The organism is Pantoea sp. PGP6, assembly GCF_053474785.1.
The window spans coordinates 4,211,383-4,236,109 of record NZ_JBQBMA010000001.1 but is presented as its reverse complement, the minus strand read 5'-3'; the positions used below and the strand labels follow the sequence as shown (position 1 = coordinate 4,236,109).

The 24,727-nt window shown below is 58.1% G+C and carries 22 protein-coding genes; 14 read left to right on the top strand and 8 right to left on the bottom strand.

Going from position 1 to position 24,727, the window contains the following annotated elements; all coding sequences use genetic code 11:
* The first annotated feature begins 596 nt into the window (after positions 1-596).
* From rpmH to ACLIBF_RS20370, 8 genes are all read left to right on the top strand, one after another.
* Positions 597-737: a 50S ribosomal protein L34 gene (gene rpmH, locus ACLIBF_RS20405; protein ID WP_003849659.1), complete on the top strand. Its 141-nt coding sequence runs from the start codon at positions 597-599 to the stop codon at positions 735-737.
* A 14-nt stretch (positions 738-751) separates the two neighbouring features.
* Positions 752-1,111: a ribonuclease P protein component gene (rnpA, locus tag ACLIBF_RS20400; RefSeq protein WP_008926396.1), complete on the top strand. Its 360-nt coding sequence runs from the start codon at positions 752-754 to the stop codon at positions 1,109-1,111.
* The gene (gene yidD / locus ACLIBF_RS20395; protein WP_072051038.1) at positions 1,075-1,332 is read left to right on the top strand and encodes a membrane protein insertion efficiency factor YidD; all 258 of its coding nucleotides are present in this window, start codon (positions 1,075-1,077) and stop codon (positions 1,330-1,332) included. Before rnpA ends, yidD begins: the two co-directional genes overlap by 37 nt.
* A 2-nt stretch (positions 1,333-1,334) precedes the next feature.
* The gene (gene yidC / locus ACLIBF_RS20390; RefSeq protein WP_031375182.1) at positions 1,335-2,981 is read left to right on the top strand and encodes a membrane protein insertase YidC; all 1,647 of its coding nucleotides are present in this window, start codon (positions 1,335-1,337) and stop codon (positions 2,979-2,981) included.
* Between the two features lie 91 nt (positions 2,982-3,072).
* Positions 3,073-4,437 (top strand): tRNA uridine-5-carboxymethylaminomethyl(34) synthesis GTPase MnmE, encoded by a 1,365-nt coding sequence (gene mnmE, locus ACLIBF_RS20385; protein WP_046289493.1) that lies wholly within the window; start codon positions 3,073-3,075, stop codon positions 4,435-4,437.
* Between the two features lie 294 nt (positions 4,438-4,731).
* The gene (locus ACLIBF_RS20380) at positions 4,732-5,322 is read left to right on the top strand and encodes a malonic semialdehyde reductase (RefSeq protein ID WP_031375183.1); all 591 of its coding nucleotides are present in this window, start codon (positions 4,732-4,734) and stop codon (positions 5,320-5,322) included.
* 189 nt (positions 5,323-5,511) lie between these two features.
* A complete protein-coding gene (locus tag ACLIBF_RS20375; RefSeq protein WP_279810136.1) occupies positions 5,512-6,261 on the top strand; it encodes a 4'-phosphopantetheinyl transferase family protein in 750 nt (249 codons plus the stop codon).
* Positions 6,262-6,579: 318 nt separating this feature from the next.
* Positions 6,580-7,440: a sugar phosphate isomerase/epimerase family protein gene (locus ACLIBF_RS20370; protein ID WP_279810137.1), complete on the top strand. Its 861-nt coding sequence runs from the start codon at positions 6,580-6,582 to the stop codon at positions 7,438-7,440.
* 43 nt (positions 7,441-7,483) lie between these two features.
* On the opposite strand, the gene ACLIBF_RS20365 is transcribed toward ACLIBF_RS20370, so the two are convergent.
* The gene (locus tag ACLIBF_RS20365; protein WP_031375186.1) at positions 7,484-8,395 is read right to left on the bottom strand and encodes a sugar phosphate isomerase/epimerase family protein; all 912 of its coding nucleotides are present in this window, start codon (positions 8,393-8,395) and stop codon (positions 7,484-7,486) included.
* Between the two features lie 335 nt (positions 8,396-8,730).
* Between ACLIBF_RS20365 and ACLIBF_RS20360 the strand changes: the two genes are divergently transcribed.
* Together ACLIBF_RS20360 and ACLIBF_RS20355 are read left to right on the top strand one after the other, a co-directional pair.
* Positions 8,731-10,050, top strand: coding sequence for an MFS transporter (locus ACLIBF_RS20360; RefSeq protein WP_448310358.1), 1,320 nt, complete (start codon positions 8,731-8,733; stop codon positions 10,048-10,050).
* Positions 10,051-10,102: 52 nt separating this feature from the next.
* Entirely contained in the window at positions 10,103-10,879 is a 777-nt protein-coding gene (locus ACLIBF_RS20355; protein ID WP_031375586.1) for a hydroxypyruvate isomerase family protein, read from the top strand.
* A 49-nt stretch (positions 10,880-10,928) separates the two neighbouring features.
* Here ACLIBF_RS20355 and ACLIBF_RS20350 read toward each other — a convergent pair whose 3' ends face one another.
* Complete coding sequence (locus ACLIBF_RS20350) at positions 10,929-12,242, bottom strand: NCS2 family permease (protein WP_031375585.1); 1,314 nt, start codon at positions 12,240-12,242, stop codon at positions 10,929-10,931.
* A gap of 151 nt (positions 12,243-12,393) precedes the next feature.
* Here ACLIBF_RS20350 and yieH point away from each other — a divergent pair, with 151 nt between their 5' ends.
* Both yieH and ACLIBF_RS20340 read left to right on the top strand, forming a co-directional pair.
* Positions 12,394-13,053: a 6-phosphogluconate phosphatase gene (gene yieH / locus ACLIBF_RS20345; protein ID WP_069728629.1), complete on the top strand. Its 660-nt coding sequence runs from the start codon at positions 12,394-12,396 to the stop codon at positions 13,051-13,053.
* A 13-nt stretch (positions 13,054-13,066) separates the two neighbouring features.
* Positions 13,067-13,999 (top strand): GlxA family transcriptional regulator, encoded by a 933-nt coding sequence (locus ACLIBF_RS20340; protein ID WP_279810138.1) that lies wholly within the window; start codon positions 13,067-13,069, stop codon positions 13,997-13,999.
* Here ACLIBF_RS20340 and ACLIBF_RS20335 read toward each other — a convergent pair.
* Complete coding sequence (locus ACLIBF_RS20335; RefSeq protein WP_031375582.1) at positions 13,984-14,979, bottom strand: acyltransferase; 996 nt, start codon at positions 14,977-14,979, stop codon at positions 13,984-13,986. The two genes, ACLIBF_RS20340 and ACLIBF_RS20335, sit on opposite strands and share 16 nt — an antisense overlap.
* A gap of 220 nt (positions 14,980-15,199) precedes the next feature.
* Between ACLIBF_RS20335 and glyQ the strand changes: the two genes are divergently transcribed.
* Positions 15,200-16,111, top strand: coding sequence for a glycine--tRNA ligase subunit alpha (glyQ, locus tag ACLIBF_RS20330; protein WP_031375581.1), 912 nt, complete (start codon positions 15,200-15,202; stop codon positions 16,109-16,111).
* 9 nt (positions 16,112-16,120) lie between these two features.
* The gene (gene glyS, locus ACLIBF_RS20325) at positions 16,121-18,190 is read left to right on the top strand and encodes a glycine--tRNA ligase subunit beta (RefSeq protein ID WP_069728628.1); all 2,070 of its coding nucleotides are present in this window, start codon (positions 16,121-16,123) and stop codon (positions 18,188-18,190) included.
* An 81-nt stretch (positions 18,191-18,271) separates the two neighbouring features.
* Here glyS and ACLIBF_RS20320 read toward each other — a convergent pair whose 3' ends face one another.
* From ACLIBF_RS20320 to fdnG, 5 genes are read right to left on the bottom strand one after another with little or no spacing between them, the layout of a single operon-like run.
* On the bottom strand, positions 18,272-18,883 hold the full coding sequence (locus ACLIBF_RS20320; protein WP_279810139.1) for a glutathione S-transferase: 612 nt from the start codon (positions 18,881-18,883) through the stop codon (positions 18,272-18,274).
* 18 nt (positions 18,884-18,901) lie between these two features.
* Entirely contained in the window at positions 18,902-19,828 is a 927-nt protein-coding gene (gene fdhE, locus ACLIBF_RS20315) for a formate dehydrogenase accessory protein FdhE (protein WP_031375578.1), read from the bottom strand.
* Positions 19,828-20,469, bottom strand: a complete 642-nt coding sequence (fdoI, locus tag ACLIBF_RS20310; protein WP_031375577.1) for a formate dehydrogenase cytochrome b556 subunit — start codon at positions 20,467-20,469, stop codon at positions 19,828-19,830. The genes fdhE and fdoI overlap by 1 nt, the downstream gene beginning before the upstream one ends.
* Entirely contained in the window at positions 20,466-21,371 is a 906-nt protein-coding gene (fdxH, locus tag ACLIBF_RS20305; protein WP_089561657.1) for a formate dehydrogenase subunit beta, read from the bottom strand. Before fdxH ends, fdoI begins: the two co-directional genes overlap by 4 nt.
* 12 nt (positions 21,372-21,383) lie before the next feature.
* Positions 21,384-24,434 carry a formate dehydrogenase-N subunit alpha gene (gene fdnG / locus ACLIBF_RS20300; RefSeq protein ID WP_279810141.1) on the bottom strand — a complete coding sequence of 1,017 codons (3,051 nt, stop codon included), beginning with the start codon at positions 24,432-24,434 and terminating at the stop codon, positions 21,384-21,386.
* Positions 24,435-24,727: the final 293 nt, after the last annotated feature.

The window sequence follows — 24,727 nt, the reverse complement described above, 5'->3', positions numbered from 1 at the left end:
GGCGGACTCCACTCGTACAAATTCGATAAGAATAGTAGGCGTTACTCTAAGAAACGTTCATTTTTGACACAGACGTAAGAAAGCGCCTGCGACCGCTATCAGCGGTTTTCCGTCCTGCAATCACCGGAGGATCGTCAGCGGAAGGGCGGATCATAGCGCAAAGCGAGACAGAGATCTTCCCTTTCTACACAGTTTTGATCCTTTTTATCCACAGGCGAAAGGCGCGCAGAGAAGTTTACGCCAGTTGCGGGAAAAACCAGCAGGAATCTGGCTGAATGCGTCAGATTTTCGGGTGACTTCTCGTTTTATCCCCACGATCCGCCAATTTGATCGCAATAAGATCCGGCGCGATCCTTGCGCTTTAACCGGGAGCCCGTATAATTCGTCACCCGGCGTTGTCGCGTTAAGCCCAATGCCCGGACTCAGCGGGCTGTATCCGTGTTTCCAGGTACTGCGACACGCGAAGTAAATTGACTCGGGACTGTACAATTATTACAATCCCGCCTCTTTATTAAAGACACATTGAGGCGTCGGTCGATTTATTGGCCCGAAACGCGTCACCCAGTGAAAATTTTCAAGTTTAGGTAGAAACCGCCATGAAACGCACTTTTCAACCGTCCGTACTGAAGCGCAACCGTTCACACGGTTTCCGTGCTCGTATGGCTACAAAAAATGGTCGTCAGGTTCTGGCACGTCGTCGTGCTAAAGGCCGTTCTCGTCTGACCGTTTCTAAGTAATAAAGCTAGCCCTGATGGGTAAGCTCGCATTTCCCAGGGAGTTACGCTTGTTAACTCCCACTCATTTCACTTTCGTCTTCCAGCAGCCACAACGGGCTGGCACGCCGCAAATTACTATTCTCGGCCGCCTTAACGCGCTGGGGCATCCCCGCATCGGTCTCACCGTCGCTAAAAAACATGTGAAACGTGCCCACGAACGTAACCGGATCAAGCGATTGACCCGCGAAAGCTTTCGTCTGCGTCAACATGAACTGCCGTCGATGGACTTCGTGGTGGTGGCGAAGAAAGGGGTTGCCGATCTGGATAACCGTATGCTGGCGGAAGCGTTGGAGAAATTATGGCGTCGTCACTGTCGCCTGGCGCGCGGCTCCTGATCGTCCTGATACGCGTCTATCAACGCGGCATCAGTCCATTACTGGGCCCACACTGTCGGTTTCATCCGACCTGCTCTCAATACGGAATTGAGGCGTTACGCAGGTTTGGCGTGATAAAAGGCAGTTGGTTGACGTTAAAACGCGTATTAAAATGCCACCCTTTGAACCCGGGTGGTGACGATCCTGTGCCGCCAAAAACCTTTGATACCAGAGAACATTAACGATGGATTCGCAACGCAATCTCTTTCTCATCGCTTTTCTGTTCGTGTCTTTTATGATCTGGCAAGCCTGGCAGACGGACCACGCTCCGCAGCCACAGCAGACGCAGACCACACAAAACACTAACAGCGTAGCGGGTGATGCCGCCAGTCAGGGTGTACCGGCCAGCGGTCAGGGCCAGACGATCACCGTTAAGACTGATGTCCTGTCATTAAATATCAACACCCGCGGCGGTGATGTTGAACAAGCACAGCTGCTGACTTTCCCGGACAAACTGGGTTCCGACCAGCCGTTCCAGCTGCTTGAAACGACGCCATCGTTCCTTTATCAGGCACAGAGTGGTTTGACCGGTCGTAATGGCCCGGACAACCCGAACAACGGCGCGCGTCCTTTGTTCACCACCACGCAGGATCACTTCGAAATGGCGGAAGGCCAGTCCGAGCTGCGTGTGCCGATGACCTATACCGCTGAAAACGGCGTGGTTTACACCAAAACCTTCGTCTTCAAGCGTGGCGAATATGCGGTTAACGTCGATTATCATGTCAACAACACCACTCAGCAGCCGCTGGAAGTGTCGCTGTTTGGCCAGCTGAAGCAGACCATTGATCTGCCGAAGCACCGTGATACCGGCAGCAACAACTTTGCACTGCATACCTTCCGTGGCGCGGCGTACTCCACCAGCGATTCGAAATATGAGAAGTACAAATTCGACAATATCGCGGATAACGAGAACCTGAACACCACCACCAGCAACGGCTGGGTGGCGATGCTGCAGCAGTACTTTGCCACCGCATGGGTTCCGCGTACCGATGGCACCAACACCCTTTACACCAGCAACCTGGGTAATGGCGTGGCGGCGATTGGCTACAAATCTGCGCCGGTGACCATTGCCGCAGGCGCACAGCAGAACCTCGGTGCAACCCTGTGGGTCGGTCCGGAAATTCAGGACAAGATGGCAGCCATTGCGCCGCACCTTGATCTGACCGTCGATTACGGCTGGTTGTGGTTTATCTCTCAGCCGCTGTTCAAGCTGCTGAAATTTATCCACAGCTTCATCGGTAACTGGGGCTTCTCCATTATCGTGATCACCTTTATCGTGCGTGGCATCATGTACCCGCTGACCAAAGCGCAGTACACCTCGATGGCGAAGATGCGCATGCTGCAGCCGAAGATTCAGGCGATGCGTGAACGTCTGGGTGATGACAAGCAGAAGCAGAGCCAGGAAATGATGGCGCTGTATAAAGCAGAGAAGGTCAATCCGCTGGGTGGCTGTCTGCCGCTGGTAATCCAGATGCCGATCTTCCTGGCACTGTATTACATGCTGTCAGGTTCTGTTGAACTGCGTCACGCGCCGTTTGTGCTGTGGATCCATGACCTGTCCGCGCAGGACCCGTACTACATCCTGCCGATTCTGATGGGCATTACCATGTTCTTCATTCAGAAGATGTCACCGACCACCGTGACCGATCCGATGCAGCAGAAGATCATGACCTACATGCCGGTGATTTTCACCGTGTTCTTCCTGTGGTTCCCGTCAGGTCTGGTGCTGTACTACATCGTCAGCAACCTGGTTACCATTCTCCAGCAGCAGCTGATTTATCGCGGCCTGGAAAAACGTGGTCTGCATAGCCGCGACAAGAAGAAAGCCTAAGCGATGTAAAGCGGGAGCGATCCCGCCCTAAACGGTCTATCCTCAGGCGGTCAAAGCGACCGCCTTTGTTTTTTGTAGCGAGAGAGAATTTATGAGCCACAGCGATACCATTGTTGCCCAGGCTACGCCGCCCGGACGCGGCGGCGTAGGTATTTTGCGCATCTCCGGTGCCCGTGCAGCCGAGGTGGCGCAGCAGCTGCTGGGCAAACTGCCTAAGCCGCGTTATGCCGACTATCTGCCGTTTACCGATGCTGACGGCAGCGTACTGGATCAGGGCATTGCGCTGTGGTTTCCGGGGCCTAACTCGTTTACCGGTGAAGATGTGCTGGAGCTGCAGGGCCACGGCGGTCCGGTGATCCTCGATCTGTTGCTGAAACGCATCGTGGCGCTGCCCGGCGTACGCATCGCCCAGCCGGGTGAGTTTTCAGAGCGCGCGTTTCTCAACGATAAGCTCGACCTGGCGCAGGCCGAGGCGATAGCCGATCTGATCGATGCCAGCTCAGAGCAGGCGGCCCGTTCTGCGGTCAATTCGCTGCAGGGGGTATTCTCCACCCGCGTCAATCAACTGGTGGAAGCCCTGACTCATCTGCGCATCTACGTTGAAGCAGCTATTGACTTCCCGGATGAGGAGATCGACTTCCTCTCTGACGGCAAAATCGAAGCGCAGCTGAATGCGGTGATCGCCGATCTCGATGGCGTACGGGCTGAGGCGCGCCAGGGCAGCCTGCTGCGTGAAGGGATGAAGGTGGTGATTGCGGGTCGGCCTAACGCGGGCAAATCGAGCCTGCTGAATGCGCTGGCGGGTCGTGACGCGGCGATTGTCACCGACATTGCCGGCACCACGCGCGACGTATTGCGTGAACATATTCATATTGATGGTATGCCACTGCATATCATCGATACCGCCGGTTTGCGTGAGGCCAGCGATGAAGTCGAGCGCATCGGTATTGAGCGCGCCTGGCAGGAGATTGAGCAGGCTGACCGGGTGCTGTTTATGGTCGATGGCACTACCACCGACGCGACCGAAGCCGCGGCCATCTGGCCCGACTTTGTTTCACGCCTGCCGCCTGAGTTACCGATTACCGTGGTGCGCAATAAAGCCGACGTCACCGGTGAACAGCCAGGCCTGACAGAGATAAATGGCCACGCAGTGATTCGGCTGTCGGCACGCACCAGCACCGGGGTTGATGAACTGCGCGATCACCTGAAGCAGAGTATGGGGTTCGCCGGCAATATGGAAGGCGGATTCCTGGCGCGCCGTCGTCATCTGCAGGCGCTGGAGTTAGCAGCGACGCACCTGCTGCAGGGCAAAGCGCAGCTGCTGGGTGCCTGGGCTGGTGAGCTGCTGGCAGAAGAACTTCGCCTGGCTCAGCAGGCGCTGAGTGAGATTACCGGCGAGTTCACCTCGGATGATCTGCTGGGCCGCATCTTCTCCAGCTTCTGTATCGGTAAATAACCTCGCTTTTGCCGGTCCGATAGTGCGTCCTTATCGGACCGGCGCCTTTCCCCGCTTTCACGCTTTCACTTTACTGCGCACCTGCGGTGATTCTTGCTGATATGTTATTTTGCGGCGGCCCGGCATTGCCGTATAACGGTCAGAGCGCCGACCTGATGATCGACGGCGGATGGTCGTGATTTGTCCCGTCTGATAAACGCTATTATCTGCCGCCGTCGCGGCATCACGCCGGCAGCGAACCCCTATTCGTGGTCACCCTTGGGCGAAATTTTTTGCCTGAAACAGGAGAGTTGCATGAGTACACCGCTTGACACTGCCGCACTGAACACGCTGTTTACCGACGCCCGCACCCACAGTTACTGGCAGGCGAAGCCGGTCGACAACGCCCTGCTGGAACAGCTGTATAGCTTAACGGCGCTGGGCCCGACCTCGGCTAACTGCTCGCCCGCCCGCTTTGTTTTCGTGACGTCGGCGGAAGGTAAAGAGAAGCTGAAACCGGCGCTCTCTTCCGGCAACCTCGAAAAAACCATGAGTGCGCCCGTCACGGTGATCGTCGCCTGGGACCGCGAATTTTACGAGCAGCTGCCTGCGCTGTTCCCGCATGCCGATGCCCGCAGCTGGTTTACCGGCAGCCCGGAAGCGGCGAAAGAGACCGCTTTTCGTAACAGCAGCCTGCAGGCCGGGTACCTGATCCTGGCGGCCCGCTCGCTGGGACTGGATGCCGGCCCGATGTCCGGTTTTGATCCGGCGAAGGTGAATGAGGCGTTCTTTGCTGATAGTCAGTATCAGGTTAACCTGCTGATTAACCTCGGCTATGGCGAGGCGTCAAAACTGCACCCGCGTCTGCCGCGCCTCAGTTTTGAACAGGCGTGCCGGTTCGCCTGATGCCGCTGGCGTCGCGATGTCCGTCGCGACGCTTATTCTGACCCGACTGAATTTTCACCGCCGCGAATCTAGCCAGATCGCTCATCCTATTCCTAATTTGGTTCATTCTGTGTTGTGCCGGATGCATTAAGTTAAGAAAATTCTTACAATGCAGCTGATGATTATCTGACCATTTTCACGGAGCGACAGATGGCTGGTCATTTTGTACGCTGGACGGGTAACCCCGACTTCTCTGCACAAGATATGCGCATTCCCCAGCATATTATTGATACGGCACAGCAGTTTGCTGATAAGCGCCGTGGGCGTTTTCTTGCCGCGCGTACGCTGCTGGCCCAGCTGATGCTGCGGGTTTATGGCATTAACACGCTGCCGCGCCTGACCACCGATTGCCACGGACGCCCCGCTTTTGCTGACCCCGATCTGCCTGATTTCAGCATCGCTTATGCCGGCAATACGGTCGGCGTGCTGCTGGCTGAAGAGGGCGGCCGCGCTGGCCTGGACATGGAAATCGTGCGGGCCCGCAGTCGCCAGACTCAGGAACAGTTAATGCAGGGATTAACCTCCGGGGAGATCGCCTGGATTAATGCCCAGCAGGATTTTGTCGAAGCGGTAACGCAAATCTGGACGCTGCGCCAGAGCCTGCTCAAGCTGACCGGCGAGCGCGAAGCGGGGCTCGATTCGCTGCGGCTGCTGCCGGGCGCAGGCCGTCTGCGTTCATCGCTCTATCCCGATATCCAGGTGGTATGCGATGCTGAACCAATGCTGGTCTGGTCCTGCGCGCTCTCGCCCGCGACCCAGCGCCTGCATCTGTGGGAGATGGATAACGACCATCAGTGGATCGCCTTACGTGAAGTGGAAATGAGTAAACCGAATATTGGTCCCCGCACCCTGCGGCTGACCAGCCTGCCCAATGAACGCAGCGTGCATCCTGAAATCTGACGGAATGCTGCGGTTCGCGAGCGCTTAAGCTTCTGTTCATAAGCGCATAGATAAGTCATTTGTTCATTGTGACCAGCTGCGCAGGCTTCGGCTGACCGTCTGCTCCGAATCCTGTTGAGACTCATCACCTTTACCCCGATGTGACCCTGCCCGCAACTCTATCTGCCGATACGGGTTACGCTTTTTTTGTGACCGTCATCACTTCACCCTGGCATGCTTTGCTCTATATCTTTGAACATAAGAATCGGTATTGAACGTTTGTAAAGTTTGGATGAAAAGCGCTGAAGCTGGCGTCATAGCTAACGTCTTAAGGAGACGATGATGGAAAAAATGAAGCTGGGCGTGAACAGCGCCATGTTCGATGGGCATCCGCCGGAAGTTGCCTTCCAGACCGTGCGTGCGGCGGGGTTCGCTTACATTGAGCTGGCTTACAATCAGGGTTATGTGGGCCAACTCGATCCGGCCCTGTTTGGTCAGGAGAATGCCGCCCGCATCAACGATCTTAAACAGCAGACGGGCCTGAAGATGCACGCGCTTGGCTGCACCATTAACCTGGCCGCGCCGGATGCAGTGGAACAATTCCGACTGCGGGTGGCCTTCGCCCGGCTGATTGGGGCCCGTTATCTCAATGCCTGCACTGCCCGACGCGATAATCGCGCTGCGTTAATTGAAAACCTGCGGCAGATGGCGCCGATTGCCGAAGAGGCAGGCTGCATTTTGTGTATCGAGAATGGGGGCGATCCGGATTATGACGCCTTTGCCGTGGCTGAGGATGGCTTCGCGCTGCTGGAAGCGGTCAGCCATCCGGCGGTGGCATTTAACCTCGATCCCGGCAACATGGTATCGCTCTGCCCACAGCAGGATCCTATCGCCGAGGCGCTGACGATGCTGCCCGGTGCCCGGCATTGCCACATTAAAGATGTGATGCGGCTGAACGGGGAATATCATTTCCCGCCGATTGGAGAGGGTGAACTGAATTATGCGCCGCTGCTTCAGGCGCTGGCGGAAAATGAGATTCCGGCCAGCCTGGAGATCCCCCTGCGGATGCATCGCCAGCCCGATAGCTGGCCGCAGCGGGCTGACCGGCCGGTTGATCCGGCCATCAGCCTTGAGGTGTTAATTCGTTCGCGGCTGGCGCTGGAAAAAATGCTGGGCTACCGGCTGGCTGCAGACGACTAACGGATGGGCCCTCAGCCGGTACGCACGCGACGTACCGGCAGTGTCATGCCATCTCTCCGGTCCCGGCGAGTGCCTGCTGCAGAAATTCCCGGCACGCCTGCTCGATTTGCCAGCGATCGTCATCGGGCGTGGTGCGCATCTCCACCGCAATACTGCGTTCATCTAATCGCGGATCGTTCGGCAGCTGCCGGGCTGCTGCCACGATAGCCGTCGCCACAGCGGGCGTCAGGAAACCGGGCGCGCCAAAACGCATATGGTGATCGCCATAGCCCGGATCGTGCGGATCAAGGATGGCGTTAGCCAGATGCAGCTGTGACACCAGCGCTCCCCACAGACGCAGAGCCTCGACAGGATCTTCCTGATTGAGCGCCACATGCGCGCTGTCCCAGGCGAGATAGAGCCGTGGGCAGGTCCGACGCAGCTGCTGCATCCAGCGCAGGGTTTCGTCGGTGGGGCCGATGAGCTGGCATTTATGGGCGAAGCGGTCCAGCGGCTCCAGCTGCATGATCATCTGCGGGTATTGACTCATCACCTCGCCGATCTGTTCCAGCGTCTCGCCGAGCGCGCTTTTTGCCGCTTCACGCTGTGCCGCGCCGGGATCGCTGCCGCTGACAAAGGCAATCCGCGTTGCGCCACATTCGGCGGCGCGATGCACCAGTTCACAGGCCCGTTTCATGCTGCGTTTACGCTGAATCCGGTCAGGACTGCTGAGGTTCAGCCCCTGCTGATTCAGCACAAAGGTCATCCACTGTGTCAGCTTCACCTGTTTCGTTTCGCTGATATCCCGCAGTCGCCGGGCCTGCGCCGGTTGCAGCACCATGCCGGTTTCAATGAAACGATAAAATGGCTGCTGACTGAGGTGATCAGCAATGTCGACGACTCTGCTTTCATCCTGCATATCCGGAAAGAACAGCTCAGCAATATGAGCTGAAGGCACCAGCATGGTCTGTTTCATCCTGCCTCCTGATTCATTCATAAGTTACTAAGTAAAACATATGTTCATAGAGGGAAGTGCAGTGATGCTGTTAAAAATGCGCTTAACTTCACACTTCAGACATCGAGCCAACTTTCCAGGCACCGTTAATTAGTCACTGTTATTAATAATTGGCAGCCATTATTCAATCTATTGCGTTGCTATAGCCCTTTTTCGCTGCATTTACTGAAGTGTGAGCTGCCGCAAATCTTTTCTCACAGGATCCGCTTTAATGTCTAAACATAAGATATGTTAATGAACATATGTTCAGTGTCCGGGATTTACCCGGCCTCGCCACTGACAAGCGGGAGAAAGTTATGCAAGCGTTACACCCTGATTCCGATGCCGCGTCCCAGCCTACCCGGGTTCGCTGGCGCATTTTCGCCGTGCTGTTTTTCCTGCTGGCGGTCAACCTGATGGACCGTATCACGCTCTCAATCGGTATTCCGTTCATCAAGGATGAGTTCCATCTGTCGCCTGCCATGCAGGGGCTGATTCTCAGCAGTTTTTTCTGGTCCTATGCGCTGTTACAGGTGCCAGGCGGCTGGGCGCTGGATCGCTTTGGCCCGCGTAAGGTGCTGACCTTCTCCAGCATACTGTGGGGCCTCAGCCAGATTGGACTGGCGCTGGCAACCGGTGGACTGTCGCTAATCTTTGCCCGCATCGCGCTGGGCGTGGCGGAAACGCCGATTTCGCCCTCTGGCGGCAAAATGAATGCCAGCTGGATGCCCAAATCGGAACGTGGACGCGGCGCGGCCATCATGGATTGCGGCAGCCCGCTGGGTGTGGCGTTTGGCGGACTGATCATCGCCTACCTGATCGACATGCTCGACTCGTGGCGGCTGGCGTTTATTGTCGCCGGTCTGTTCAGCATGTCGCTGGCGCTACTGGCGTGGTACAAGCTGCGCGATCGCCCGGAAGAGGACCCTCGGGTTAACGCCGCCGAAATGGCGCTGATACGGCAGGGCCGTGACGACGGTGTGGCGCCGGATGCGCCGCCGCCCGCCGGTCCGGGCGTTGACTGGCGGTCGCTGTGTGGCCTGATGTTTGGCCGGGCCACCTGGGCGATGATCTACTTTGGCCTGATGACATGGGGACCCAGCTATCTGGCGCAGGCACGCGGCTTCGATTTGCGCTCCATCGGTAATGCCACCTTTGTGATTTTTATGCTGGGTGCTGCCGGATCACTGGGGGCCGGATTCGCCGTCGATGCGCTGGTGAAGCGCGGCTATCAGCACGGCACGGTGGTGAAAAGCCTGATTGCGCTGTCGGGCGGCGTTACGCTGCTGATCTTCTTTGCGTTGCCGGACGTGGCGAATCCGATTACCGCCGTGGCGATGCTGTCAGTTGCCTCCTTCTTCCTGACCGGCGGCGGCAGTATCTACTGGAGTATCCCGGCGCTGATCGCCCATCCGGCGCGCGCTGGGCTGGTCGGCGGCTTTATGAATATGGCCGGCAGCGTGGGCGGCATTCTGGTGCCGATTCTCGCCGGTCTGATCCTGCAACTCACCGGCGGATACGGCGGCGTACTGACCTTCTTTACCCTGTGCGCCGCGCTTTACGTAATTGGCACGCTGTTTATCCGTTTTGCGCCGCCGACCGCGCCGCTGCCGGCCGGCGGCACTCAAGTCAGCTAACCGCACTCGCCTGGCGGCGAGGCTGCCGGGCGACATCTTAACAGGAGAGAATATGCTTCGTTTCGCCGCTAATCTGACCATGCTCTATACCGAATATCCGTTTTATGAACGCTTCGACCGCGCCGCTGAGGCCGGATTTGAGGCGGTTGAATTTTTCTTCCCCTATGGCCTGGAGAGCGCCGATATCCAGCAGGCGCTGGATCGCAACCAGCAGCAGCTGGTGCTGTTTAACATGCCGCTGGGTGACTGGGATGCAGGTGACCGCGGATTCGCGGCGCAACCGGCGCGGCGTGACGAGTTCCGCCGGGCTATCGATCAGGCGGTGAGCTATGGTCAGCAGCTGAAACCGCCGCGCATTAACTGTCCGTCAGGACCGGCCGCCGGTCAGGGCGATCCGCTGCCAACCCTGCGTGAAAACTTTGCTCTGGCCGCCAGCGCGCTCAAGGCGCACGACATTCAGCTGGTGCTGGAGCCGATCAATCACGGCGACGTACCCGGCGCGGTGATCTCCGGGGTGGAGCAGGCAGTGCGGCTGTTTGACCAGATCGACAGCGACAACCTGGCGGTGCAGTACGATCTCTGGCATTCACTGCGTGCCGGTGAAGATCCCTATCAGGTGCTGCCCGCCTTTATTGACCGTATTGCACATATCCAGATTGCGGACGTGCCTGGCCGTCACCAGCCCGGCAGCGGCGAGGTCGATTTCGAGCGGCTGTTTACCCTGCTGGATAATCTCAACTATCCCGGCTGGGTCAGCCTTGAGTTTCATCCACAGGGCGCAACGGATGCCAGCTTTGCCCACCTGCGTCAGCTCGGGGTGTTGAAATAAAAAAGGCCGCTACCCTGACGGGAGCGGCCTGATGCGGTTATCGCAGCGTTTAGTGAGCGTCGATAAACACAATCTTCAGCACGAACATCAGCGCGACAATCACCACGCAAGGGCTGATTTCACGCCAGCGGCCGGTGCCGAGCTTCATCACGCAGTAAGCGATAAAGCCCAGCGCAATCCCTTCGGTGATTGAGAAGCTAAACGGCATCATCGCGGCGGTGACAAAGGCGGGCACCGATTCGGTCAAATCATCCCAGCGCACGCGCGACAGGCTGGCGGTCATCAGTACGCCGACATAAATCAGCGCCCCGGCAGCGGCGTAGCCTGGCACCATCGCCGCCAGCGGTGACAGGAACATCACCAGCAAAAACAGCAGGCCGGTTACCACCGCCATCAGTCCGGTGCGGCCACCAATCGCCACGCCCGAGCTACTTTCAATGTAGGCGGTGACCGAGGAGGTGCCCGCCAGCGCGCCACTGACCGAGCTGATGCTGTCAACATACAGCGCCTGCTGCATGCGCGGGAAGGTGCCGGTTTCATCGGTCAGTCCGGCTTTGTCAGTTACGCCGATCAGCGTGCCCGACGAGTCGAACAGATTGACCAGCATAAAGGAGAAAATCACGCCCGCCATGCCGATGTTAAAGGCGCCTTTGATATCGACCTGACCGACCACCGAACTGATGGCTGGCGGGGCAGAAAACAGGCCAACGAACTTCACGTCGCCCAGCATCCAGCCAATCGCCGTGGTCACTACCATCGAAATCAATACTGCGGCATGGATATTACGTGACGCCAGAATAGCGATGATAAAGAAACCCAGCGCGCCCAGCAGCACGCTGTGCGAAGTCAGATTCCCTACCGCCACCAGCGTATCGGGATTCGGCACGATGATGCCGGCATTTTTCAGCCCCATCATAGCGATAAACAGGCCAATCCCGGCGGTGATGCCGACGCGCAGGCTGAGCGGGATGTTGGCAATCATCCAGTAGCGCACCCGCAGCAGCGTCAGGATCAGCAGACCGACGGCGCCCCAGAAGATCGCCCCCATACCGACCTGCCACGAATAACCCATTGCGCCGACCACCACAAAGGCGAAAAAGGCATTCAGTCCCATTGCCGGGGCCAGTGCGACTGGCAGATTGGCAAACAGTCCCATCAGAATACTGCCGAAGGCGGCAATCAGGCAGGTGGTGACAAACACCGCCTGGGTATCCATACCGGCCACGCCGAGGATCTGCGGGTTCACAAAGACGATGTAGACCATCGTAAGAAAGGTGGTCATACCCGCGATCACTTCGGTGCGCACCGTGGTGCCATGTTCCTGCAGCTTGAAGATGCGCTGCAAAAGGCCTTGCTTGCTCATGCCATCCATCCAGAAGAAAAATTCATCGGCGCGTATCCTGGCGATTTTGCCAGGCCAATACAATGATTTTTCGCAACCGATTGCCACTCTCGCAATCTGCGCTCAGTACGGTAGAGTGAGGGACTCCCACAAAATCAAAGGATAGAGTCTGATGTCAGTAGAATGCGTCTTTTTCGATTGCGATGGCACGCTGGTGGACAGCGAACTGCTCTGCACCCAGGCCTACGTCAATACTTTCGCCCGCTATGGCATCGACCTGTCGCTGCAGCAGATGTTTGAGCAGTATAAAGGCGTCAAATTGTACGACATCATCCGCGACGTCGGTGAGGCGCATCAGCAATCGTTGCCGATGGAAGAGGTGGAAACCGCCTACCGCGCCGAGGTGGCGCAGTTGTTTGATCAGCACCTGCAGCCGATCGACGGTGCCAAAGCGCTGGTTGAACAGATAAAAGTGCCGATGTGCGTGGTATCGAACGGAACGGTGAAGAAGATGCAGCACTCGCTGGGCTTAACCGGCATGCTGCCGCTATTTGCTGACCACCTCTACAGCGGTTATGACATTCTGCACTGGAAGCCCGATCCGGAACTGATGTACCACGCTGCCGAGCAGATGCAGGTCGCGATTGAGCGCTGCATTCTGGTGGATGATTCTGAAGCGGGCGCGCGGGCCGGCATTGCTGCCGGTATTCCGGTGTTCTACTACTGCGCCGATGCGCATAATCCGGAACTGGATCATCCGCTGGTCACGCGATTCGACAACATGGCGGACCTGCCCGCGCTGTGGCGCGCCCGCGGCTGGGATCTGGTGTAATCCAGGCCAGCCGATGAAACAGACCGTCTGGTTTTTAACCCTGCCTGGAGTGATGGCGCTCGATCTGACTGGCCCGGCGGAGGCGCTTAAGCTGGCGGGCGATCGCTTTGTGCTGCGCTACATTGGACCGCAACCGCAGGTGATCTGCTCCACCGGGATGACCATCGGCGGGATTGAGCCGTTACCGGCAGGTTTGCCTGCCGACAGCCTGCTGGTGGTGCCAGGTGTTTATGACTCGCGGATCTGTTACGCCACGCCCGAAGCGCAACAGGCGCGCCAGTGGCTGAAGCAGCAGCAGGCAGCACTGCATTCACAGGTCCTGATGCTGGTCTGCGTCTGTTCCGGTGCGCTGCTGGCCGCGCAGGCGGGGTTGCTGGATGGCATTCGCTGCACTACCCATCATGAGGTCATCGATCGGCTGAAAGCGGCTGCGCCGCAGGCACTGGTGCAGGAAAATCGGGTGTTTGTCGGGCATGACAATATCTGGACCAGCGCCGGCATTACGGCGGGCATCGATCTGGCGCTGCATCTGATTAATCAGCTGTGTGATACGCCGACCGCGCTGGCGGTGGCACGTGAAATGGTGGTGTGGTTCCGCCGCGCCGGTGACGATCCGCAGCTTTCACCCTGGCTGCGTTATCGTAACCATCTGCACCCGGCGGTTCATCGGGCGCAGGATGCGATGATTGCCCATCCCGAGTACAGCTGGTCGCTGACCGAGCTGGCAGCACGGGCGCACGTCAGCAGTCGGCATCTGGCGCGGCTGTTCCGTCAGCATCTGGGCATCAGCGTGCGCGAATACCATGAACAGCTGCGGGTCAGCATTGCGCGCCAGCATCAGCAGCAGGGCAAATCAGCCGAGAAAGCGGCGCTGGCGGCCGGGTTCTCCTCGGCGCGCCAGCTGCGTCGCGCCTGTCAGCGTGACGCCGATCAGCTGACGAAGTGACGTTTATCAACGCGTTTAAGCACCATCGCCAGCAGCAGGCTGCCGCCCAGCGTCACCCCGAATACCCACGGCAGATCGAACCACGGACGCGACATATCGTCGTAGTGATGGGTACGCAGATAGTGGATAAACAGCGCGTGAAAACCGTAGATCGGCAGAGAGTAGCGCGCAATCAGCGATAAACCCGGCAGCGCGCGCTGGTTAAGGGCATTTTTAAACACCAGCAGTAAGCTGATTGCTGCGATAAAGACCAGCGGTCCGCAGTAGAGATACCAGGTGTCGTTAAACGCGCCATTGTCCCGTAACGCCTGCTTTGTCCCGAGCGCAATGCCAATCACACAGGCGATAAACACCCCGCTGGCAGCGGGTGTCAGCCCGCGTTTTTCTGTCTCCATGGTGCCGATAGCCCGTCCTAACAGCGCATACAGCAGGTAGTAGATGCTGTCGCCGCTGACATAGAGATTGACCGGCAGGAAGTGAAACGGCCCCAGCGACTGACTGACGGTGTTCGGATTGGCCAGCACCGCCAGCACCAGCACCAGCAGCGCCACATAGCGCGCCTGTACCGACTTCACCTGAATCAGCGGCGACATCAGATAGATACCGATCAGCGCGAAGAAAAACCACAGGTGATAAAATACCGGTTTTTGCAGCATTTTCAGGATCGATCGGCCTTCACTGATCGGCGTCAGCCAGGTGATATACGCCAGTGATACCGCGCTGTAGAACAGCAGACACAGCACCAGCCGGATCATATGACGCGGCTGGGCGCTGCGTTCGCCGAAAAACAGGTAGCCGGAGATCATGAAAAACAGCGGCACGCAGACCCGCGAGGCGGAGTTCAGCAGATTGGCGACGTCCCACGACGTGCCGGTGACCGCCATCGGCCCGGTGATATACCAGGTCGTGGTGTGGATCACGATCACCATCAGGCAGGCAACCGCGCGTAAATTATCGATCCAGTAAATCTTCTGCGGCATGGCGTCCTCTTGCGCATAACGTCCGTGCGGAGAAGGGTAGCCAGGCGCGGCGGTGGCAACAACCTTTGCCGGCAGGATTCGGAGCCCTCTGTATGGCGGCAAAAGGACGCGACAACCAAACCGCGCCGCAACCGTACAGGATTTCCGGCTGCACATCGCGCGGTCAAAGGGTATACTGTCGCACTCTTTTTTCATCTAGCCAATCGCGTGCAAATTCAACATGCAAAAGTTTGATACCAAGACCTTTCAGGGCCTGATCCTGACCTTGCAGGATTACTGGGCACGTCAGGGCTGCACCATTGTTCAACCGCTGGACATGGAAGTAGGCGCTGGCACTTCGCACCCAATGACCTGCCTGCGCGCACTCGGCCCGGAGCCGATCGCCGCAGCTTACGTGCAGCCGTCACGCCGTCCGACCGATGGTCGCTACGGTGAAAACCCGAACCGCTTACAGCACTATTACCAGTTTCAGGTGATCATCAAACCGTCACCGGACAACATTCAGGAGCTGTATCTCGGGTCGCTGAAAGAGCTGGGTATGGACCCGACGGTGCATGACATTCGCTTCGTGGAAGATAACTGGGAAAACCCAACGCTGGGTGCCTGGGGACTGGGCTGGGAAGTGTGGCTCAACGGCATGGAAGTAACGCAGTTCACTTACTTCCAGCAGGTGGGCGGCCTGGAGTGTAAACCGGTGACCGGTGAAATCACCTACGGTCTCGAACGTCTGGCGATGTATATCCAGGGCGTCGACAGCGTCTACGATCTGGTGTGGAGCGACGGTCCGCTGGGTAAAACCACCTACGGCGACGTGTTCCATCAGAACGAAGTGGAGCAATCCACCTATAACTTCGAATACGCCGACGTGGATTTCCTCTTTACCTGCTTCGAGCAGTACGAGAAAGAGGCGCAGCACCTGCTGGCGCTGGAAAAACCGCTGCCGTTGCCAGCCTATGAACGCATTCTGAAAGCCGCACACAGCTTCAACCTGCTGGATGCGCGTAAGGCGATCTCGGTCACCGAGCGTCAGCGCTATATTCTGCGTATCCGCACCCTGACGAAAGCCGTGGCTGAAGCTTACTACGCCTCTCGCGAGGCACTGGGCTTCCCGATGTGCAATAACAAAAAGTAAGAGGCAGCCATGACTGAGAAAACCTTCCTGGTGGAGATCGGCACCGAAGAGCTGCCACCAAAAGCCCTGCGCAGCCTGGCTGAAGCCTTTGCCGCGCAGGTCACTGCGGAACTTGATGCCGCCAATCTGAACCACGGCGACGTCAGCTGGTTTGCCGCACCGCGCCGTCTGGCGCTGAAAGTGGCGAACCTGAGCGCCTCACAACCCGATCGGGAAGTGGAAAAGCGCGGCCCGGCGGTCAGCGCAGCGTTTGACGCCGACGGTAACGCCACCAAAGCCGCAGAAGGCTGGGCACGCGGTAACGGCATCACCGTTGATCAGGCTGAACGTCTGAGCACCGACAAAGGCGAGTGGCTGGTCTATCGCGCTCAGGTTAAGGGCGAAGCGGCTCAGGCTCTGCTGCCGGCGATGATCGCCACCGCGCTGAGCAAACTGCCGGTGCCGAAACTGATGCGCTGGGGCGACAGCGACGTGCAGTTCGTCCGTCCGGTTCACACCGTGACGCTGCTGCTGGGCGATGAGCTGATTCCCGCTACCATTCTGGGCGTGGACTCTGCGCGCACCATTCGCGGCCATCGCTTCATGGGCGAGCATGACATTACTCTCGACAACGCCGATCAGTATCCGGACGTGCTGGAGAAACGCGGCAAGGTGATCGCCGACTACCAGACCCGTAAAGCGATGATCAAGGCCGATGCCGAAGCCGCCGCCCGTCGTCTGGGCGGTAATGCCGATCTCAGTGATAGCCTGCTGGAAGAAGTGACCTCGCTGGTGGAGTGGCCAGTGGTGCTGACCGCCACCTTTGAAGAGAAATTCCTCAAGGTGCCGGCTGAAGCGCTGGTCTACACCATGAAAGGCGATCAGAAATATTTCCCGGTATATGACGATAACGGCAACCTGCTGCCGAACTTCATTTTCGTCACCAATATCGAATCCAGCGATCCGCGCCAGATTATCTCGGGTAACGAGAAAGTGGTGCGTCCGCGTCTGGCCGATGCGGAGTTCTTCTTCAATACCGACCGCAAAAAACGTCTGGAAGATCATCTGCCGCGCCTGGAAACCGTGCTGTTCCAGAAAGAACTGGGCACGCTGCGTGACAAAACCGATCGCATCCAGGCGCTGGCCGGCTGGATTGCCGGTCAGATTGGCGCCGATGTCAACCATGCGACCCGCGCGGGCCTGCTGTCGAAGTGTGACCTGATGACCAATATGGTGTTCGAGTTCACCGATACGCAGGGCGTGATGGGGATGCACTATGCGCGTCACGATGGCGAAGCTGAAGATGTGGCCGTCGCGCTGAATGAGCAGTATCAGCCGCGCTTTGCCGGTGACGATTTGCCGTCCAGTCCGGTCGCCTGTGCGCTGGCGATCGCCGACAAAATGGATACGCTGGCCGGCATTTTTGGCATTGGTCAGCATCCAAAAGGCGACAAAGATCCGTTTGCTCTGCGTCGTGCCGCACTCGGTGTGTTGCGCATCATCGTTGAGAAGAATCTGCCGCTTGATCTGCAAACCCTGACTGAAGAAGCCGTGCGTCTGTATGGCAGCAAGCTGAGCAACGCCAGCGTAGTGGATGATGTGATCGACTTTATGCTGGGTCGCTTCCGCGCCTGGTATCAGGAAGAAGGCCACAGCATTGATACGCTGCAGGCGGTGCTGGCGCGTCGTCCGACCCGTCCGGCTGACTTCGATGCCCGCATGAAAGCGGTATCGCACTTCCGTACGCTGAATGAAGCCGCTGCGCTGGCCGCTGCCAACAAGCGCGTCTCTAACATTCTGGCAAAATCGACCGAAACGCTGAATGACAGCGTGCAGGCGTCACTGCTGAAAGAGAATGAAGAGATCCAGCTGGCGACGTTTGTCACCGCGCTGAGCAGCAAGCTGCAGCCGTACTTTGCGGAAGGACGCTACCAGGATGCGCTGATCGAACTGGCACAGCTGCGTGAAGCCGTTGATAACTTCTTCGATAAAGTGATGGTTAACGCCGACGATCAGGCGGTGCGGGTTAACCGCCTGACGCTGCTGTCAAAACTGCGTGAGCTGTTCCTGCAGGTGGCGGATATCTCGCTGCTGCAATAAGCTTTTCAGCGATCCGCGGGTGAAAAAGGGACGAGCTATCGTCCCTTTTTTATGGCCGTGGCGGCGCACCGCGCCGGCCTGTCACGCTGCAGGCGGCGTTGTCCGGGCGAAGCTCTCGCGCTGAAATAGCGTCTCCGCCAGTTTCACCAGTGCCGGCCGCTCCACGCACCAGTTTGGTACCACCCGCCGGAAATTGAGGTAACCGATCATGCAGCCGGTGGCGATATCGGCCAGGTTGAGCTGGCCGTTATTGAGCCATTTGCCCTCGGCGGCAAGGGTCTCCAGCATATCGAGGCTGCGCTGGATTTTTTCCCGGTTACGCAGCAACACCTCTTCCGACTGCTGATTGCCTGGCCGCATCTGCTCACGCACAATTACCAGCGCGGCGTCGCTGACACCATCCGCCAGTTTCTCCAGCTGGCGGATGTGCAGCGACTGATGAGGATCGGCAGGCAGCAGGGCGGGCGCATCGCCGCGCAGCTCCAGAAACTCTGCAATGATGCTGGAATCGAACCAGATCTGCTGATCGTCAGCCACCAGCGCCGGGACTTTTCCCAGCGGATTGTAGTGCGGAACGTGACTGTCATCGCTGTAGGGCGATGCGTTAACGAACTCAAAGATAATGCCTTTTTCCAGCATGATGACCGAAATCTTACGCACAAACGGGCTGGTATAGCTGCCAATCAGTTTCATCGGGTTTCTCCAGGTTAGCTACGATTCGCCAGGAAACATAAACGGGTTAAGGCTGCTGCGGGCAAAGCCTTCCTGCTCCATCCGGGCATCCAGCACCAGCGACGCCAGATCGTCGGCGACCGGTTCGATAGCCGGGTTCTTTTCCTGATACAGCATCTTCAGATAGGTGCCGCAGTCGCCGCAACTCTCCGCTTTCACCGCCGCGTGCTCACTGTCGAGCGACCAGTAGTGCAGATCGCGGGTCTGTTCGCACTGGGTACATTTACTGCGCACCACGTACCACTCGCTCTCGCACAGGTTGCAATGCAGATAACGTGCGCCATCATGGCTACCCATATGTACCACACTGGCGACCGGCATACTGGCGCAGACCGGACAAAACTGACGCTGGTCGCCCATTTCGGCGCGCGCTTTGCCCGGGATCATCGCGGCCATCTGCGCCCAGTAAAGGGCCAGCGCCGCCCAGATAAACGGTGCCTTGTCGCTGCTGACCTGTGCATATTCGCCGGCGAACAGCGCGCTGGCCAGCGTCTCCAGCTCGGTCGCCGAGGCTTTCTCCAGGTTTTCCAGCACCGCCAGCGCCTGGCCACTCATTTCTGGCTTCAGTTCAGCGATCAGTGAGTGCAGCAATCGGTGCCAGTGGGTATCGCGCGGCAGCGTATGGATATTCAGCGGCGGCTTGCCTTCACTGGCACTCTGGACCAGCCGCGCCTGCAGATCCATATGCAGCGGATGGTCATACAGTACAATTTCCTGCGCTTCGGCAATCACTGCGGCAAAACGCAGATAGTCACCCAGTGGATTTTTAGCCGCCAGGTCGCGCAGTCGCGCAGCACGGCGGCTGTACAGGTTTTTCAGCCGTGGAAAAAGTAACGGCGGAATCATCTCCGCCGTCGTTTTTTCGCTCTTCTCCAGCTGATCTTGCGGGATAATGCGAATACTCATCAGGGGCGTTTTTCCTGTTTAAGAGGCTGATTACGCTGCTCACGGTACCAGCGCGGATGATGCTGTCTGGCCCAGTCGGAACTGACCCAACCCTCTACCATCGCCGTCAGGGTGCCTTTGATCCACAGCGCGGCATAAACATGCACCATGATCATCAGGATCAGCGCCGTGGCGGAAACCGAATGCACCACCAGTGCCAGTCTAATCAGCGGAATAGTGAATGCACCGGCGAAGTAAGGTCGCCAGATCACAATGCCACTGACCAGCAGCAGTACTAAGCAGATGATAGCAGCCCAGAACACACACTTCTGACCAAAGTTATATTTACCGGTATCACCGACCTCTTCATTCAGGGCAATACGGTGAATATTTCTGGCCCAGTAGAGATCGTCGCGATTGACCAGATTATGCCGCCAGTAGCGCAAAAACATCAGCATAAAGGCGGCAAACATCACCACCCCCACAAACGGATGCAGAATACGCGCCAGCTGTGGCGTGCCGAATATCAGCATCAGCCAGTTGAAGGAGGGAAAGAAAAAGCCTAACCCGCTCAGCGAAGCCAGCACAAAGCATAAGGCGACAATCCAGTGATTAATGCGTTCTGCCGGGCGATAACGCACCAGGCGATCGGAAGTTTTCATAATTTGCGCTCCTCCGCGCGATCGTCGTCGTCATCATTGTGGTGTTCGGCGACCCGGTTCGGGCCCACGCCGACATAGTGGAACAGCGAGGCGGCGAAGGTGGCGGCAAAACCGACGGCGGCCACCGGTTTCCAGATACCTTTCCAGAAGGTAACGGTCGGGCTGATATGCGGATCGGCCGGTAAGCCGTGATAGCGCTGCGGCTGACTGGCGTCATGCAGGACATACATCACATGGGTGCCGCCAACGCCTGCCGGGTTATACACCCCGGCCTGGGCGTAACCGCGCGCCTTAAGTTCAGCAACGCGTTCGGCGGCCAGCGTCAGCATGTCGCTTTTGCTGCCGAAATGAATGGCACCGGTCGGGCAGGTTTTAACGCATGCCGGCTCCTGGCCGACGCTGACGCGATCCACGCACAGGGTGCATTTGTAGACGCGGTTATCCTCTTTATTCAGTCGGGGCACGTTGAACGGGCAACCGGCGATACAGTAGCCGCAGCCAATACACTGCTCTGACTGGAAATCGACGATGCCGTTGGCGTACTGAATAATGGCACCCGCCGATGGACAGGCTTTCAGGCAGCCGGGATCGGCGCAGTGCATGCAGCCATCTTTGCGAATCAGCCACGCCAGCTTGCCGTTCTCTTCCACTTCGGAGAAGCGCATCACCGTCCAGGCTTTGGCGCTTAAGTCGGTGGGGTTGTCATAAATCCCCACGTTATGCCCGACCTCGGCGCGGATGTCGTTCCACTCTGAGCAGGCCACCTGACAGCCTTTACAGCCGATGCAGGTGGTGACGTCGATTAATTTTGCGACCTGGCGCTGATGATCGCGCGCCTGCGGTGGCGGGGTGAGTCCGTTGGTCGCTGAGCGACGAATAATATCTTGTGATTGGTAAGCCATCGTCATCCACCGTTACGCTTTTTCCACGTTCACTAAAAATCCCTTGTATTCCGGGGTCTGTGAGTTGGCATCGCCAACTGAAGGGGTCAGCGTATTGGCGAGAAAGCCTTTGCGCGTCGTGCCTTCGAAGCCCCAGTGACAGGGAATGCCCACGGTATCGACCGGCTTGCCGTCGATCATCAGACGTGGCAGACGGCGCGTCACCACCGCTTTGGCTTTGATATAGCCGCGACGTGACGTCACCCTGACGCTGTCCCCGGCGCGTATTCCTTTCTCTGCGGCCAGTTCGGTGCCGATCTCGACAAACTGCTCCGGCTGCGCAATGGCGTTCAGCAGGGCGTGTTTGGTCCAGTGGCGGAACAGTTCGGTAATCGAGTAGGTGGTCGCCACGCAGGGATAGTCAGCAGCCTCGCCCAGACTGGCCGCATCGTTGCGGAACAACCGCACCACCGGACTGTGACGCTGCAGCGGATGCAGCGGATTGTCAGCCAGCGGGCTTTCCATGGGCTCGTAGTGTTCCGGGAACGGGCCATCAGCCAGTTTGTCGAGCGCAAACAGATGACCGAGACCATCGGGCTGCATGATAAACGGCCCGGCCTGCTGCTGCGGCGACAGGGTCAGCGAATAGTCCGGTACATCAATGCCGTGCCAGCGTGCGCCATCCCACTCGATCAGGCGGCGCTGCGGGTCCCAGGCTTTGCCATCGGCATCAGCAGAGGCGCGGTTGTAGAGGATGCGCCGGTTAGCGGGCCACGCCCAGGCCCAGCCGGAGATGGCTCCCAGGCCGGAAGGATCGGCGTTATCGCGCCGCGCCATCTGATTGCCCTGTGAAGTCCAGCTGCCCGCGTAGATCCAACAGGCACTGGCGGTGGTACCATCATTACGCAGCTCCGAAAAGCCGTTAAGCTGTTGGCCTTTTTTCAGCAGCAGCGTGCCGCTGTCATCATAAATGTCAGCCAGCGCCCGGCCATTACTCTCCTGCGCCACCTCTTCCGGCGACGGGTTAGCGGGATCGTGGTAATCCCAGCGCATCGCCATCAGCGGCTCTGGGGCGGTGCCGCCTTCCTGGCGATAAAGATCGCGCAGACGCAAAAACAGATTGCCGAGAATTTTGCCGTCGTGCAGTGCTTCAGCCGGCGGCTCGGCGGCGGCCCAGTGCCACTGCAGCCAGCGCGAGGAGTTCGCTACCGAACCTGCTTCCTCAGCGAAACAGGAGGAGGGCAGACGGAACACCTCGGTCTGGATATTGGCCGGATCGACGTCATTAAACTCATCATGATGCTGCCAGAAGCTGGCGGTTTCGGTACTGAGCGGGTCGATCACCACCATATATTTCAGACGTGACAGGGCGCGACAGGCTTTATTTTTATCCGGGAAGGCGGCCAGCAGGTTGAAGCCCTGAATCAGGCAGCCGTTCAGTTCGCCCTGCTCCATCATCTCCGCCTGCGCCATGCAGTCGTAGCTTTTGTCCCACTTCGGCAGCCAGTGGTAACCCCATTGATTCTCCGCGGTGGCGTTATCGCCATAAAAACTCTTCATCATGCTGACGAAAAATTTGTCACTGTTCTGCCAGTAATTAACCTGGCCCGGCAGCGGGGCAGCAGGCGTCGCCTGCTGCAGATAGCTCGCCAGGGTGGGCATTTTCTCTGACGGCAGCGGCAGATAGCCCGGCAGGCTTTGTGCCAGCAGGCCAAGATCGGTAAAGCCCTGCACGTTGGAGTGGCCGCGTAGCGCATTGATGCCGCCACCGGGCATACCAATATTGCCGAGCAGCAGCTGGATCATGGCGGCGGTGCGGATAATCTGCGAACCGTTGGTGTGATGGGTCCAGCCGAGCGCATACAGGATGGTGGTGGTGCGATCGGGCACGCAGGTGGCGGCCAGTTGCTGGCATATGCTGAGGAAGCTCTCCTGCGGTGTGCCGCACAGGCGCGCCACCATTTCCGGCGTATAACGGCTGGCGTGCTCCCTGAGCAGGTTGAGCACGCAGCGCGGATGGCTGAAGCTCTCATCGCGTTGCGCATGGCCGTTTTCATCGAGCGCATAGCGCCAGCTCTGACGATCGTAGTGGCGCGATGCGGCATCGTAGCCGCTGAACAGGCCGTCGCTGAAGCGGTAGCCCTCATCAACAATCAGTGCGGCGTTGGTAAAGGCGCGCACATACTGGTGCTGAATGTGGTCATGCTGCAGCAAATAGTTGATCACCCCCATCAGGAACACCACGTCGCTGCCGGCGCGTAGCGGGGCGTAGAGATCGGCGACCGCGGCAGAGCGGTTAAAACGTGGATCGACCACAATCACCTGGGCCTGGTTGTGAATTTTGGCTTCAATCACCCATTTAAACCCGACCGGATGCGCCTCGGCCGGATTGCCGCCCATGATCAGCACCACATTGGCGTTTTTGATGTCGTTCCAGTGATTGGTCATTGCGCCGCGCCCAAAGCTCGGTGCCAGTGCGGCAACGGTGGGGCCGTGACAGAGCCGCGCCTGATTCTCCAGCGCCACGATGCCGAGCGCACGCGCAAATTTTTGGTCGAGCAGGCCGGTCTCGTTGCTGGCGGCGGATGAACAGAGCATCGCGGTGGTTGGCCAGCGGTTAACCGTGAGTCCGTCGGCGTTGCTGGTCTGGAAATGGGCGTCGCGATCCTGCTTCATCAGCCGGGCGATGCGCTCAAACGCCTCCTGCCAGCTGATGCGCTGCCATTTATCGCTGCCTGGCGCGCGGTATTCCGGGTATTTCAGCCGCTGCTCACTGTGGATAAAGTCGAGCACGCCGGCCCCTTTTGGACAGAGTGAGCCGCGACTGACCGGATGATCGGGATCGCCTTCGATATGGTAAATCGAGGCGCTGGCATTTTTCGCACCGTCACCCAGGCTGTAGATCAGCATGCCGCAGCCGACCGAGCAGTAGGTGCAGTTATTGCGCGTTTCTCTGGCGCGGATCAGCTTATATTCTCTGACGCTGGCGAGGGCGTTTACCGGGGCAAACCCTAATAGTGCTGCGCTGGTGCCAGCCAGACCGCCGGCACAGATTTTGAAAAAACTCCGTCTGCTTACTTGCATTGATTATTCTTCTTTATTAACTCCATTGCGAATCAATGCAAAATAGCAGCCCTCCCTGTATGCAAATTGACCCGGGTCAACAGGTTAGTCATTAGTAATCCATTTTTTACATAGTGTTAAAATTTCTCTGACAAAAAAGTCCCGTTACTCCCTCTTTATGAGTAGGGGGCAACAACAATCGCGGCCGGAGGCTGGCCGCGTTTAAAGCATGAGGACGAATCATTCTCATTCTGCCGCCAGCGGGCGCGGCAGGCGCAATCTGCGTCAGCGGAATCGCATCAATTGCCCCGTGG